Source organism: Caballeronia zhejiangensis, assembly GCF_022879815.1.
GTDB classification, from domain to species: domain Bacteria; phylum Pseudomonadota; class Gammaproteobacteria; order Burkholderiales; family Burkholderiaceae; genus Caballeronia; species Caballeronia zhejiangensis.
In genome coordinates this window covers 846,992-859,296 of sequence record NZ_CP084283.1, presented here as the reverse complement: position 1 = coordinate 859,296, position 12,305 = coordinate 846,992, and the positions used below count along the sequence as shown (strand labels likewise).

The 12,305-nt window shown below is 64.4% G+C and carries 13 protein-coding genes; 6 read left to right on the top strand and 7 right to left on the bottom strand.

Annotated elements, in window-relative coordinates; genetic code table 11:
* Window positions 1–89: 89 nt before the first annotated feature.
* The 5 genes from mctP to LDZ23_RS04030 form a co-directional block, all read right to left on the bottom strand.
* Window positions 90–1,640, bottom strand: coding sequence for a monocarboxylate uptake permease MctP (mctP, locus tag LDZ23_RS04050; RefSeq protein ID WP_008350706.1), 1,551 nt, complete (start codon window positions 1,638–1,640; stop codon window positions 90–92).
* Window positions 1,640–1,888 (bottom strand): DUF3311 domain-containing protein, encoded by a 249-nt coding sequence (locus LDZ23_RS04045; RefSeq protein ID WP_008350708.1) that lies wholly within the window; start codon window positions 1,886–1,888, stop codon window positions 1,640–1,642. The genes mctP and LDZ23_RS04045 overlap by 1 nt, the downstream gene beginning before the upstream one ends.
* A 228-nt stretch (window positions 1,889–2,116) precedes the next feature.
* Complete coding sequence (locus LDZ23_RS04040) at window positions 2,117–3,010, bottom strand: class I SAM-dependent methyltransferase (RefSeq protein ID WP_244807839.1); 894 nt, start codon at window positions 3,008–3,010, stop codon at window positions 2,117–2,119.
* On the bottom strand, window positions 3,007–3,489 hold the full coding sequence (locus tag LDZ23_RS04035) for a DNA-deoxyinosine glycosylase (RefSeq protein ID WP_244807838.1): 483 nt from the start codon (window positions 3,487–3,489) through the stop codon (window positions 3,007–3,009). Before LDZ23_RS04035 ends, LDZ23_RS04040 begins: the two co-directional genes overlap by 4 nt.
* The gene (locus tag LDZ23_RS04030; protein ID WP_244807837.1) at window positions 3,486–4,127 is read right to left on the bottom strand and encodes a chorismate--pyruvate lyase family protein; all 642 of its coding nucleotides are present in this window, start codon (window positions 4,125–4,127) and stop codon (window positions 3,486–3,488) included. Before LDZ23_RS04030 ends, LDZ23_RS04035 begins: the two co-directional genes overlap by 4 nt.
* Window positions 4,128–4,264: 137 nt before the next feature.
* On the opposite strand from LDZ23_RS04030, the gene LDZ23_RS04025 reads away from it, so the two are divergent.
* On the top strand, window positions 4,265–4,522 hold the full coding sequence (locus LDZ23_RS04025) for a hypothetical protein (RefSeq protein ID WP_008350714.1): 258 nt from the start codon (window positions 4,265–4,267) through the stop codon (window positions 4,520–4,522).
* A 54-nt stretch (window positions 4,523–4,576) separates the two neighbouring features.
* On the opposite strand, the gene htpG is transcribed toward LDZ23_RS04025, so the two are convergent.
* Window positions 4,577–6,481, bottom strand: coding sequence for a molecular chaperone HtpG (htpG, locus tag LDZ23_RS04020; RefSeq protein WP_244807836.1), 1,905 nt, complete (start codon window positions 6,479–6,481; stop codon window positions 4,577–4,579).
* A gap of 118 nt (window positions 6,482–6,599) precedes the next feature.
* On the opposite strand from htpG, the gene LDZ23_RS04015 reads away from it, so the two are divergent.
* Window positions 6,600–7,145: a Rhs element Vgr protein gene (locus LDZ23_RS04015; RefSeq protein WP_244807835.1), complete on the top strand. Its 546-nt coding sequence runs from the start codon at window positions 6,600–6,602 to the stop codon at window positions 7,143–7,145.
* Here the strand turns inward: LDZ23_RS04015 and LDZ23_RS04010 are convergent.
* A complete protein-coding gene (locus tag LDZ23_RS04010) occupies window positions 7,142–8,608 on the bottom strand; it encodes an aminotransferase-like domain-containing protein (protein WP_034471274.1) in 1,467 nt (488 codons plus the stop codon). The genes LDZ23_RS04015 and LDZ23_RS04010 overlap by 4 nt on opposite strands.
* A gap of 176 nt (window positions 8,609–8,784) precedes the next feature.
* Here LDZ23_RS04010 and LDZ23_RS04005 point away from each other — a divergent pair, with 176 nt between their 5' ends.
* The 4 genes from LDZ23_RS04005 to LDZ23_RS03990 all read left to right on the top strand — a co-directional run bounded on the left by LDZ23_RS04005 (window position 8,785) and on the right by LDZ23_RS03990 (window position 12,263).
* Complete coding sequence (locus LDZ23_RS04005; RefSeq protein WP_244807834.1) at window positions 8,785–9,567, top strand: VOC family protein; 783 nt, start codon at window positions 8,785–8,787, stop codon at window positions 9,565–9,567.
* On the top strand, window positions 9,564–10,505 hold the full coding sequence (locus tag LDZ23_RS04000; RefSeq protein WP_008350719.1) for a DMT family transporter: 942 nt from the start codon (window positions 9,564–9,566) through the stop codon (window positions 10,503–10,505). Before LDZ23_RS04005 ends, LDZ23_RS04000 begins: the two co-directional genes overlap by 4 nt.
* A 75-nt stretch (window positions 10,506–10,580) precedes the next feature.
* Window positions 10,581–11,777, top strand: coding sequence for an aminotransferase-like domain-containing protein (locus LDZ23_RS03995; protein ID WP_008350720.1), 1,197 nt, complete (start codon window positions 10,581–10,583; stop codon window positions 11,775–11,777).
* A gap of 24 nt (window positions 11,778–11,801) precedes the next feature.
* Window positions 11,802–12,263 carry a RidA family protein gene (locus LDZ23_RS03990; RefSeq protein WP_008350722.1) on the top strand — a complete coding sequence of 154 codons (462 nt, stop codon included), beginning with the start codon at window positions 11,802–11,804 and terminating at the stop codon, window positions 12,261–12,263.
* Window positions 12,264–12,305: the final 42 nt, after the last annotated feature.

The following is a 12,305-nucleotide window of genomic DNA, read 5'->3' as shown; positions in this document are numbered from 1 at the left end:
AAAAAAACGCCCGCAAAGGCGAGAAGCCTGTTACGGGCGTTTTACCAGCTTTTCGCGCGCCGCGCCGGGCAGGTGCGCGACGGCCGGAATCAGCCTTCCACGATGTCCAGATAATCTTCCGGACGCGTGCGGTCGTCGGAGCGCTTGAGGCCGAGAACGCGCACGAGCACGCTCACGACGATCGAAACGATGAGGTTCGCGATCAGCGCCCACACCGCCGCGTAGCCCGGCACGACGTAGCCGAACAGATGCAGCGGATAGATCGAGCCCTTCAGTTGCAGCGACACGGCCATCCACGTACCGACGCCGATGCCCGTCGCCCAGCCGATCAGCAAGCCGCGATGATCGAGCACGCGCGTATAGAGGCCGAGCACGAGCGCGGGCAGCGTCTGGATGATCCAGATGCCGCCGAGCAGTTGCAGCTGGATCGCGTACGTGAGCGGCAGCGCGAGAATGAACACCACCGCGCCGACCTTCACGATCAGCGACACGAGCTTGGCGACGTTGGTCTCCTGCTCCGGCGTCATGTTCGTGTTGACGAACTCGCGATGCACGTTGCGTGTGTACAGGTTCGCCGCCGCGATCGACATGATCGCCGCCGGCACCAGCGCGCCGATGCCGATCGCCGCGAACGCCACGCCCACGAACCACGACGGGAAGTAGTGCAGGAACAGCGCCGGCACGGCGAAGTTCGCGCCGTAGGCCTTGAAGTACTGCGCGTATTCCGGCATGTCCTTCACGCCCGAGGCGAGCGCCATGTAGCCGAGCAGCGCGAGCAGGCCGAGCACGAGCGAGTACGCCGGCAGAAGCGACATGTTGCGGCGGATCGTGTTGCCCGAATTCGACGACAGAATCGCCGTCACCGAGTGCGGGTACAGGAAGAGCGCGAGCGCCGAACCGACCGCGAGCGTCGCGTACGCGCTGTAGCCGTTCAGGCTCGCGGCATCGGGCGCTTTCAGCAGCAGCTTTTCAGGCGGCACGGTGCTGAAAATATGGCCGAAGCCGCCGAGCTGCGCTGGAATCACGATCATCGCGGCGATGATGGTGACGTAGATCAGCACGTCCTTCACCACGGCGATCATCGCGGGTGCGCGCAGGCCCGACGTGTACGTGTACGCGGCGAGAATCGCGAACGCGATGATGAGCGGCAGATCGCCGACGAAGCCCTGCGTCGAGAAGCCGAGCGCGCCGATCACCACTTCGATGCCGACGAGTTGCAGCGCGATGTACGGCATGGTCGCGACGATGCCCGTCAGCGCGACGGCGAGCGCGAGCATGCGGCTGTTGTAGCGCGCGTGCACGAAGTCGGCGGCGGTCACATAGCCGTGACGCTTCGCGATGCTCCAGAGCTTCGGAAACACGACGAACGCGAATGGATAAATGAGGATCGTGTACGGCAGCGCGAAGAAGCCCGTCGCGCCCGCGCCGAACACGAGCGCCGGCACCGCGACGAACGTGTAGGCGGTATAGAGATCGCCGCCGAGCAGGAACCACGTGACAATGGTCCCGAAGCGGCGTCCGCCGAGGCCCCATTCGTCGAGCTGGGCGAGATCGCCCTTGCGCCAGTGCGCGGCGATGAAGCCGAGAATCGTGACGCCGACGAAGAAGAGGACGAAGACGAAGGTTGCGGTGGTGTTCATCATCGCGCGCCTCCGTTCTTTCGTCCCGAGGGCAGCGCCTTCGTCTTCTTATAGACGACGGCGGTGATGACGGCGCTGATCAGCACCCACAGCAGCTGATACCAGTAGAAGTACGGAAAGCCCCACAGAACGGGCTCGATCTTGTTGTAGAAAGGCACCCAGACCACACCGATCCACGGAAGGATCAGAAGCCACAGCCAATGCTTGTTGCGCGGTTGTCCGGTGCCGGTCGTAGCTTCGTGAGCCATGAACGGTCTCCTCTTGTTTTGTCGTTATTGCGAGCCCGGCGGGATGCCGGTCGTCGGGTAGACATGCCGCTTGAAGCGCCCCGAAATAACAGAGGGAGTATATGGACCGATAAATAGCGCTCAAATCAGGGAGAATCCCGACTATTCAGATTCCGCTGATTTCTCTGCTTGCTTCTGTGATGGCCGCGAAAGGGCCAGAACGCACGTTCCGGCCCGATGCATGTTCGGTCAGATGGAGAACGAACCCGTCGTCGGGATGCCCGCGCTTTCGGCGAGACCCTTCACCCACTTGCGCGCGGGCAGGCCGAGTTGGGCTTCGATGAGCTTCGCGCGCGTTTCGAGCGCGGCGAATGGCACGTCGAGCGCGGGACCGGCGAAGGCGAGCGCGACGCGATTGCCGTCGTGCACTTCGGGCAGCGCGATCACGCGATGATCGAACGCTTCGTTCAGATGCCGCATGTTGCGCACGAAGCTCGGATGATCGCCGAACAGATTGATCGTGACGACGCCCGCCTCGGGCGTGAGACACGCGCGGCACGCACGATAGAACGACACGCTGTCGAGGACGGGGCCGCGCGCGGTGGCGTCGTAGAGATCGATCTGCAATGCGCCGATCGTGCCGTGGTTCGCGCGATCGTTGACGAACTCCCACGCGTCGCGCTCGGTGACGGTGAGGCGCGCGTCGTCATAGGGCAGTTCGAACATCGCGCGCGCGGCGATCACGACCGCGGGGTTCAGTTCGACCGCTTCGACCTTCGCGCGCTTGAGAAAGCGGTAACAGAACTTCGTGAGCGCGGCCGCGCCGAGCCCGAGCTGCACAATGCGCTCGGGCGTTTCGATGAAGAGCAGCCACGCCATCATCTGCTGCGCGTATTCGAGCTCGATGTGATCGGGCTTCTTCAAACGCATCGCGCCTTGCACCCATTCGGTGCCGAAATGCAGATAGCGCACGCCGCCCTCTTCCGAGAACGTCACGGGCGCGAAGCGCGGCTTGCGCGGCGCCTTGATGCGCGGGGCGTTGGCGAGGTCGTCATCGTCGCGATTGCGCTTCGATTTGGCGTTGTCTTTCTTGCGGCCGAACGCGCGGGCTTCGGCCGACGCGCGCTTGATGAGATTCGTCATTGTGTGGTGAGGATGTCGCGCCAGATGCGCAATTTTCGATCGAACGAGAGGATAGCATTGGCCGCGCTCGACGACGGCAGCACGAGCGTCGCGTAGCCCGCCGCTGCAAGGACGGGCGCGAACTTGCCCGAGGTCTTGCCGTTGAAGCAGACCTTGCGCAAGTTCGGGAAGCGCGTGCGGAACACGGCGAAGTCGTTGGGCGATGCGTTGCGGATCGCGGCATCGAGACTGCCTTCGCGTTCGCACGCGGCGAGTACGTCCCATAAGCCGATGCCGTGCTGCTTCAGGCGCGCCAGACGTTCGTCGTAGCTCAGTTCGTGCAGCGATTCCCCGATCGCCGCGCCGACGAGCCGCCAGAACTGATTGCGCGGATGCGCGTAATACTGCGTCGCCGCCAGCGATGCGACGCCCGGAAAGCTGCCGAGGATGAGGGTGTGCGTGGCGTCATCGCCGACCGGTTCGAATCCCGCGAGCTTCATTTCGCCTCGCCGTGCGCGACGCGCTTCGCATGCGAGCTCAGATGTTCGAGCGAACGCGCGTGTTCCCAATGGTGCTTTTTCGCGGCTGATACGTCGAGGCGCGTCCAGAGCGCATCGAGCATGCATTCGGTGACCATCAGCGGCGCGCCGTGACGCTTGAACACGGATCGTCTCGCGACGAGCGCATGCGCGCTTTCCCTATGCGCCGATGCCAGGCGATGCAGCGGATGCCGCGCGGTGATCCTTCTGCTGACGAGCGCCGAGCGCGACACGCTGCCATCGCTATAAAGCAGTTCGGCAAGCGGACGCGTGCGCAGACGGCGCATCGATTGCCAGATACCCGTGCTGTGCGAAAGCGGCACGACGCTATGCGCGACGACGAACGGCTCGCCATCGACCTTGAGCGTGACTTCGCGCGTCCAGACGGGCGTGCGCGGCGTGACATCGAGCGCGCGCCATTCGTCGCGCCACGGCATATCGACGGCTTCGCGCGTCACTTCGACCGTCACCGCGCCGAGCGTGCGCAGATGCGCGGTCAGCGAGCCGCCGCGCGTGAGCCAGTCCTTTTGAGCGTCGGTGAGCGAGGCAAGCGGGACGACGCGCCAGTGTGCGTCGATGGGATCGTTGGGCGTGAGCATGCGGCGGATTATAGAGGCACCCGCTATTCGGACGTTTCGGCTGGAATTGCTCGCCATCCACGGATATAAGGGGATTGGCCGCGAACACTGCATCACCGAGGCGCGGCGTCCAGACGAAGAATCAATGAAACAAGACTATGACAATCAACAAGAAACAGTCGTCGAAAGCAGTCACCGAGATCGCCGAAAAGACATTGCATGATCCGCACGCATCGAAGATTGCGAAGAGCTTCGCGGGATCGGTTCTCGCGCAGCGCCACACGAACAAACAGACCGGCGCGGCAATGGAACACAAGGCATCGGAAGCATTGAGAAGCCCGAAGTATTCGGAAGAGACCCGAAGGATGGCGGCATCGCTCATCGCTCAGTCGAACAAGGAACGCAAGAGCAAGTAAAAAACGCGCCGCCGGTTCCCCGGCGGCGCGTTCATTCAAATCACCTGCAAAGACTTACCGCGCAAGCAACAACGCGTTCGTGCGCTTCACGAAGCTCGCCGGGTCCTCCAGCGCGCCGCCTTCGGCCAGCAACGCCTGATCGAACAGCAGATGACACCAGTCGACGAAATTGGCGTTATCCGCATTCAACGACTTCACCAGCGGATGCTCAGGATTCACTTCGAGAATCGGTTCCGCTTGCGGCGCGTTCTGCCCCGCTGCCTTCAGCATGCGTTGCAGATAACCGCTCATGTCGCCTTCATCCGCGACGAGACAGCTCGGCGAATCGGTGAGACGGAACGTGAGGCGCACGTCCTTCGCCTTGCCTTCGAGCGCTTCCTTCATCTTCTCGACGAGCGGCTTCATTTCCTCGCCGACCTTCTCTTGCTGCTGCTTTTCCTCGTCGTCGAGCGCGCCGAGATCGAGGTCGCCGCGCGCGACGCTCTGCAGCGGCTTGCCATCGAACTCATTGAGGAACGACAGCATCCACTCGTCGACGCGGTCCGTCAGCAGCAGCACTTCGACGCCCTTCTTGCGGAACACTTCGAGATGCGGGCTGTTCTTCGCGGCCTGCCAGCTATCGGCGGTGACGTAATAGATCTTCGTCTGCTCGGGCTTCATGCGCGCAACGTAGTCCGCGAGCGACACGTTCTGCTCGTTGCTGTCGTTGTGCGTCGATGCGAAACGCACCAGCTTCGCGATGCGCTCGCGATTGCTGAAGTCCTCGCCGATGCCTTCCTTCAGCACTTGCCCGAACTCGTTCCAGAACGTGGCGTACTTCTGCTTGTCGGCGCCTTCGGTGGCTTCGGCCGAAGACGTCGCGAGCTCTTCGAGCATCGACAGCACGCGCTTGGTCACGCCTTCGCGAATCGCCCTCACGTCGCGGCTTTCCTGCAGGATTTCGCGCGATACGTTGAGCGGCAGATCGGCGGAATCGACGACGCCCTTCACGAAACGCAGATACGCGGGCAGCAGTTGCTCGGCGTCATCCATGATGAACACGCGCTTCACGTAGAGCTTCAGTCCGCCGCGATGCTCGCGGTTCCACAGATCGAACGGCGCGTGCTTCGGTACGTACAGCAGTTGCGTGTACTCGCTGCGGCCTTCGACGCGGTTATGCGTCCACGCGAGCGGCTCGTCGTGATCGTGCGAAACGTGCTGATAAAACTGCTTGTACTGCTCGTCCGTGATGTCGTTCTTCGGACGCGTCCAGAGCGCGCTCGCCTGGTTGACGGTCTCGTCCTCGTCCTTCGTGACCATCTCGCTCTTTTCGGCGTCCCACTCTTCCTTCTTCATCAGGATGGGCAGCGCGACGTGATCCGAATACTTCTGGATGATCGACTTCAGACGATGCGTCGACAGGAACTCGTCCTCGTCCGCGCGCAGATGCAGCGTGATGGTCGTGCCGCGTTGCGCGCGCTCGATGTCCTCGACTTCGAAATCGCCCTCGCCCGCGCTCGTCCAGCGCACGCCCTCGTTCGCCGCGAGACCGGCGCGGCGCGTCTCGACCGTGATCTTGTCCGCGACGATGAAACCCGAATAGAAGCCGACGCCGAACTGCCCGATGAGCGCCGCGTCCTTCTGCTGGTCGCCGGAGAGCTTCGAGAAGAATTCCTTGGTGCCCGAACGTGCGATCGTGCCGAGATGCGAAATCGCTTCGTCGCGGCTCATGCCGATGCCGTTGTCGTCGATGGTGACCGTGCGCGCGGCTTTATCGAACGACACGCGGATGCGCAGATCCGGATCGTTCTCGTAGAGCGCGCTGTTCTCGATGGCTTCGAAGCGCAGCTTGTCCGCGGCATCGGATGCGTTGGAAATCAGCTCGCGCAGGAAAATTTCCTTGTTGCTGTAGAGCGAATGGATCATCAGATGCAGAAGCTGCTTCACTTCTGCCTGAAAGCTCATGGTTTCTTGCGCCATGTCGGTTCCTCTTTGATTTCGTTGATGCGGATGCGTTGGCCGTGTTGGCCGAATTCGTCCGATATAAGGGCGCGCCGCTCGATTTCAAGAGCGACGTGCACGCCGTTATGATGCCTGCATGCACCGCACCGCCCGCGCACTCACATCCGGCGAGATCGACATCGCCCGTTCGATCTTCCGCGACGCCATCGACTATTCGCGGGTGCGCGTGCACGCGCGCGCCTATCTGCCGTTCGGCCTGCAGCCGCGCCGCACGGCGATGGCGCCGAACGGCAACCTCCATTTTCCGCGCGGATGTTTTCAGGACGACTTCTCCGCCTGCGACATCGCCGACCGCATGTGGTTCATCCACGAGATGACGCATGTCTGGCAATTCCAGCTCGGCTATCCGGTGCGGCTGCGCGGCGCGATTCGCATCGGCCTGCGGTATGCGTACACGCTCGCCGATGACAAGCGCCTCTGCAATTACAACATGGAAGCGCAAGGCAACCTGCTCGCGGATTATTTCGCGCTCAAGTTCTGCGACGGGCAAAACCGCCTTTACGAGCATCGCTACCGGCATACGCCCGGCGCGCTCGCGCTCTATGAGACCGTGCTCGCGGAGTTCATCCGCGTGCCCGCCGCGCGCCGCAATCTGCCAAGGCTTGCCGGACGGCGCCGCTAGGCGCTGCGCCGCGCGGCCTTTTCCAGATAGTTCGACAGCAAGGCGGGCAAGGCCGGATCGCCGCAATTGGCGATGTTGAAGCGCATCCACGTCGTCGGAGACTGATGCGGCGAAAACAGGCTGCCGGGCGTCAGCAGAAAGCCGGCTTCGTGTCCGGCTGCCGCGAGTCCATCGGAATCGATGCCCGCGTCCGCCCACAGGAACATGCCCGCCGCAGCGGGCGGCGCGAAAAGTCTGAGGCCGGTTTTTTCCAGCATGCGCGCGGTCTTGTCGCGCACGCCGTCGAGCCGGGCCCGCAGCCGCTCGACGTGACGCCGGTAATGCCCTTCCGTCAACACCTTGTAGACGACGCGCTCGTTGAGCTCGGGACTCGTCATGCCGACGAGCATCTTCTGATCCGCGAGCGCTTTCGCGACTTCCGGCGCCGCCGCGATATACCCGACGCGCAGATTCGCCGCGAGCGTCTTCGAAAAGCTGCCGAGGAAGATCACGCGCTTCAACTGATCGAGCGATGCGAGGCGCGTCGCGGGAAAGCCAGCGGGACACAGATCGCCGTAGACATCGTCCTCGACGACGATGAAGTCGTATTCCTGCGCGAGTTGCAGGATGCGGTACGCCTGCGCCGCCGTCAGCGACGTGCCGGTCGGATTCTGCAGCACCGAATTGATGATGAGCATCTTCGGCCGCCAGGTCGCGACGAGCGTCTCCAGCGCATCGAGATCGGGGCCGTCGGGCGTGTACGGCATGCCGACGAGCCGCGCGCCCTGCGAAGCGAAGCGGCCGAACATCTGAAACCACGCCGGATCGCCGACGATCACGGCATCGCCCGGCTTCACATAAAGGCGAGAAATGAGATCGATCGCCTGCGTGATGCCCGACACGAGCACGATCTGCCGCGCCGCCGACGCGCCGATCTCCAGTTCCTCGAGCCGCGTCTGCAACTGCTGGCGCAGCGGCAAAAAGCCTTGCGGCGTGCCGAAGCCCAGCATCTGCGCCCCGCTCTGGCGCGACAGCGAGCGCAGCGCGTTGGTGATCAATTCGCCGTCGAGCCAGCGGCCCGGCAGATAGCCGAGCCCCGGCCCTTTTTCGGGACTGGACGTATGCAGCATGTTGCGCAGCAGCCAGACCACGTCGATGGTGTTCTGCACCGGCTCGCGATCCGCCGCGACGGCGGGCGTCTCGCCCTTCGCGACGAGCGTCGGCGCGATGCGCTCGCGCACGTAAAAACCGGAGCCGCGCCGCGAATCGAGATAGCCGTGCGCGACGAGCCGCTCGTACGCCTCGACCACGGTAAAGCGCGACACGCCTTTATCCAGCGCGAGTTTGCGGATCGACGGCATCCGCATGCCCGGACGAAACACGCGCTCGTCGATGCGCCTGCGCCCCCATTGCACCAGTTGATCGACGAGCGTGAGCTGCGCGGCGTCGTGCGGGGCGGGAATCTGATCGAGCGGAACGGACATGCGGGCCTCCGGTCTGCGGCGCGCAGCGTGACTGGGCCGTCAAAAAGTGTACCGAATAGTATGGGGCCGATTGTACCGTTACTGTTCCGGTGCAAGCGGCTACATTTTGCTTTCGGGCTGCGCGGCGCGTGCGAACGAAGCGCTATGCTATCGGCCCTTTTTATCGCTCGCCCGTCATGACCGACCATCGACTGAAACTCGATCACCTCGTGATCGCCGCACGCACGCTGGAAGAAGGCGCGCAGTTCGTCGCCGCGAAATTCGGCGTGGAAACCGCGCCCGGCGGCGCGCATCCGCTGATGGGCACGCATAACCGGCTGCTGAATCTGTGGGGCGGCGCGTATCTCGAAGTGATCGCGATCGATCCGGCGGCGAATGCCGAAGCAGCGCGGCCACGCCTTTTCGCACTCGACGATCCGTCGATGCAGCGCCGCCTCGACGAGCACGGACCGCAGCTCGTGCACTGGGTCGCGCGCGTGGACCGGCCGAAGTCGCTCGCGCGCTGGCGCGAGCAGTATCCGGAGCGCATCGCGCCCGTCGCGGCAATGTCGCGCGCAGGCAATACCTGGGGCCTGACCGTACCCGACGACGGCGCGTTCCCCGCCTGGCAGGGCGCCGGCGATGGCGTGCTGCCGTCGCTGATTCAGTGGGACACGCCGCGTCATCCGAGCGGCGCGCTGCCGGAAACCGGCATCGCGCTGCGTTCGCTGACGGGGTTTCATCCGCGCGCGCGGGCCGTGGCGGAGCAGCTCGCGTGGCTCGGCGCGGCGCATCTGATGCGCGTCGAGGAGACGGCGGGCGCGCCGGTGCTCGTCGCGCAGTTCGATCTGCCCGATGGCACGACGCTCACGCTCGGCGAATCGGCGGAACAGGCCGAGGCGCGGGCGGCATCGAAGCCACGTCGCCCGAAGAAAACGGATTCACCCGACATGACCGACCACGGAGACACCGCACAATGAAGACCCGCGAAACCGAAGGCATGCTGCTCGGCCTGATCGGCGTCGTCATTTTCAGCCTGACGCTGCCGATGACGCGCATCGTCGTCGCGGAAGTCAATCCGATCCTGAACGGCCTCGGACGCGCGCTCGTGGCGGCCATTCCCGCCGCCGCGCTGCTTTTGTGGCGTCGCGAAAAGCTGCCGACGTGGCCGCAGGTCAAGAGCCTCGCGGTGGTCGCGCTGGGCGTCATCATCGCGTTTCCGGTGTTTTCCGCGTGGGCGATGAAAACCGTGCCCGCGTCGCACGGCGCGGTCGTGAACGGCCTGCAGCCGCTGTGCGTCGCCATCTATGCCGCGTGGCTCTCGCACGAGCGGCCGTCGAAGGCGTTCTGGGCGAGCGCGATCGCGGGCAGCGGGATCGTCGTCGCGTTCGCGTTGCAGGCGGGCGGCGGCGGGCTGCAGGCCGGCGACCTGCTGATGCTCGTCGCGGTCGGCATCGGCGCGCTCGGTTATGCGGAAGGCGCGCGGCTCGCGCGTCAGATGGGCGGCTGGCAGGTCATCTGCTGGGCGCTCGTGCTCTCGGCGCCGTTCCTGCTGCTGCCGGTCGGCTGGCTCGCGTGGGCGCAACTGTTCGGCAGCCACGCGACGCATCCCGAACCGCTCGCTCTCAAGACCTGGCTCGCGTTCGGCTACGTGACGCTGTTCTCGCAGTTCATCGGCTTCTTCGCGTGGTACGCCGGACTCGCGATGGGCGGCATCGCGCGCGTCGGGCAAGTGCAACTGCTGCAGATCTTCTTCACGATGGCGTTTTCCGCGCTCTTCTTCGGCGAGCACGTAAGCGGGTCGACGTGGCTGTACGCGGCCGCCGTCATCGTGACGGTCGTGCTCGGACGCAAGTCCGCCGTGCGCGCCGCGCCGCAGCCGGCCGTGGTCGCTGCCGGCACGACGCACGCAAGATGACGCCTTCGCGCGATAATCGACGTTTGCGGTACGTTCCGCGATAAGAAATCACCCCAGAGACAATCGAGGCATTTCATGAATCAAGCCGATCTCCGCGCCACGCCGTGGCAACTCTCCGAACGTGCTCGCAAGCTCACCAGTTCGGCGATTCGCGAAATCCTGAAGGTCACGGAGCGGCCGGAAGTCATTTCGTTCGCGGGCGGTCTGCCCTCGCCGGCGACGTTCCCCGTCGAGGAAATGCGCCACGCCTCCGAACGCATCCTGCGCGACCAGCCCGCCGCCGCGCTCCAGTACAGCGCGACCGAAGGCTACATGCCGCTGCGCGAGTGGATCGCGAAGCGGTATTCGGTGAACGGCGCGCATATCCGTCCGACGCAGGTGCTCATCACGACGGGCTCGCAGCAGGCGCTCGACCTGCTCGGCAAGACGCTCGTCGATCCGGGCAGCCGCGTGCTCGTCGAAACGCCGACGTATCTCGGCGCGCTGCAGTCGTTCTCGCTATTCGAGCCGCACTACGTGCAGGTGCCGACCGATGAATCGGGCCTGATCCCCGAAGCGCTCGACGCCACGCTCACCGCGAACGCGCGCCTGCTCTACGCGCAGCCGAATTTCCAGAACCCGACCGGCCGCCGCCTGCCGCTCGAACGCCGCCGCGCGCTCGCCGCGCTGGCTCAAAAAGCGTCGTTCCCGGTGATCGAGGACGATCCCTACGGCGCGCTGGACTACGCGGGCGCGCCGCTGCCCACGATGCTGTCGATGGCGCCCGATCACATCGTGCATCTCGGCTCGTTCTCGAAAGTGCTGGCGCCGGGCCTGCGCGTGGGCTACATCATCGCGCCCGAGGAGTTGCACTTCAAACTCGTGCAGGCCAAGCAGGCGACCGACCTGCACACGCCGAGCCTCACGCAGCGCATCGTTTATGAGGTGGTGAAAGACGGCTTCCTCGACACGCACGTTCCCAAGATCCGCGCGCTCTATCGCGATCAATGCAACGCGATGCTCGACGCACTGGAACGCCACATGCCCGCGGGCGTCGAATGGAACCGGCCGGAAGGCGGCATGTTCGTGTGGGTGAAGCTGCCGCAACACATCGATTCGATGAAGCTGCTCGAACAGGCGATCGCGCAGAATGTGGCCTTCGTGCCGGGCGGCCCGTTCTTCGCCAACGAAGCCGAACACAACACCATGCGTCTGTCGTTCGTGACGGTGCCGCCCGCCACGATCGACGAAGGCGTCGCGAAGCTCGGCGCGCTGATCCGCGCGAGCATCTGATTTCAACGTTTAGAGGAGCAACCGATGGCATCGAACGTGTACGACAAGCTGAAGGAACTCGGCATCGACCTGCCCGTCGCGGGCGCGCCCGCCGCCGCTTACGTGATGAGCGCGCAGAGCGGCAACACGGTGTATCTCTCCGGACACATCGCGAAGAAGGACGGCAAGGTCCACGTCGGCAAGCTCGGCGACAACATCACGACGGAAGAAGGCAAGGCGGCGGCGCGCAGCGTCGCCATCGACCTGATCGCGACGCTGCACGCGCACGTCGGCGATCTGAACAAGGTCAAGCGCATCGTCAAGGTGATGAGCCTCGTCAACTCGACCTTCGATTTCACCGAGCAGCACATCGTCACGAACGGCGCGTCCGAGCTGATCGCGGAAATCTTCGGCGATGCCGGCAAGCACGCGCGCTCGGCGTTCGGCGTCGCGCAGATTCCGCTCGGCGCGTGCGTCGAGATCGAGCTGATCGCGGAAGTCGCGTAAGGCGCGCTTTCGCTTCTGCATGGAGGCGAACCAAACGCCTGC

Excerpts from the sequence above, each read along its gene's own strand:
- LDZ23_RS04035 (WP_244807838.1), bottom strand. The coding sequence starts at position 3,489 with ATGAAGCTCGCGGGATTCGAACCGGTCGGCGATGACGCCACGCACACC.
- LDZ23_RS03990 (WP_008350722.1), top strand. The coding sequence starts at position 11,802 with ATGGCATCGAACGTGTACGACAAGCTGAAGGAACTCGGCATCGACCTG.
- mctP (WP_008350706.1), bottom strand. The coding sequence starts at position 1,640 with ATGAACACCACCGCAACCTTCGTCTTCGTCCTCTTCTTCGTCGGCGTC.
- LDZ23_RS04010 (WP_034471274.1), bottom strand. The coding sequence starts at position 8,608 with ATGTCCGTTCCGCTCGATCAGATTCCCGCCCCGCACGACGCCGCGCAG.
- LDZ23_RS04040 (WP_244807839.1), bottom strand. The coding sequence starts at position 3,010 with ATGACGAATCTCATCAAGCGCGCGTCGGCCGAAGCCCGCGCGTTCGGC.
- htpG (WP_244807836.1), bottom strand. The coding sequence starts at position 6,481 with ATGGCGCAAGAAACCATGAGCTTTCAGGCAGAAGTGAAGCAGCTTCTG.
- LDZ23_RS04025 (WP_008350714.1), top strand. The coding sequence starts at position 4,265 with ATGACAATCAACAAGAAACAGTCGTCGAAAGCAGTCACCGAGATCGCC.
- LDZ23_RS03995 (WP_008350720.1), top strand. The coding sequence starts at position 10,581 with ATGAATCAAGCCGATCTCCGCGCCACGCCGTGGCAACTCTCCGAACGT.
- LDZ23_RS04045 (WP_008350708.1), bottom strand. The coding sequence starts at position 1,888 with ATGGCTCACGAAGCTACGACCGGCACCGGACAACCGCGCAACAAGCAT.
- LDZ23_RS04000 (WP_008350719.1), top strand. The coding sequence starts at position 9,564 with ATGAAGACCCGCGAAACCGAAGGCATGCTGCTCGGCCTGATCGGCGTC.
- LDZ23_RS04005 (WP_244807834.1), top strand. The coding sequence starts at position 8,785 with ATGACCGACCATCGACTGAAACTCGATCACCTCGTGATCGCCGCACGC.
- LDZ23_RS04030 (WP_244807837.1), bottom strand. The coding sequence starts at position 4,127 with ATGCTCACGCCCAACGATCCCATCGACGCACACTGGCGCGTCGTCCCG.
- LDZ23_RS04015 (WP_244807835.1), top strand. The coding sequence starts at position 6,600 with ATGCACCGCACCGCCCGCGCACTCACATCCGGCGAGATCGACATCGCC.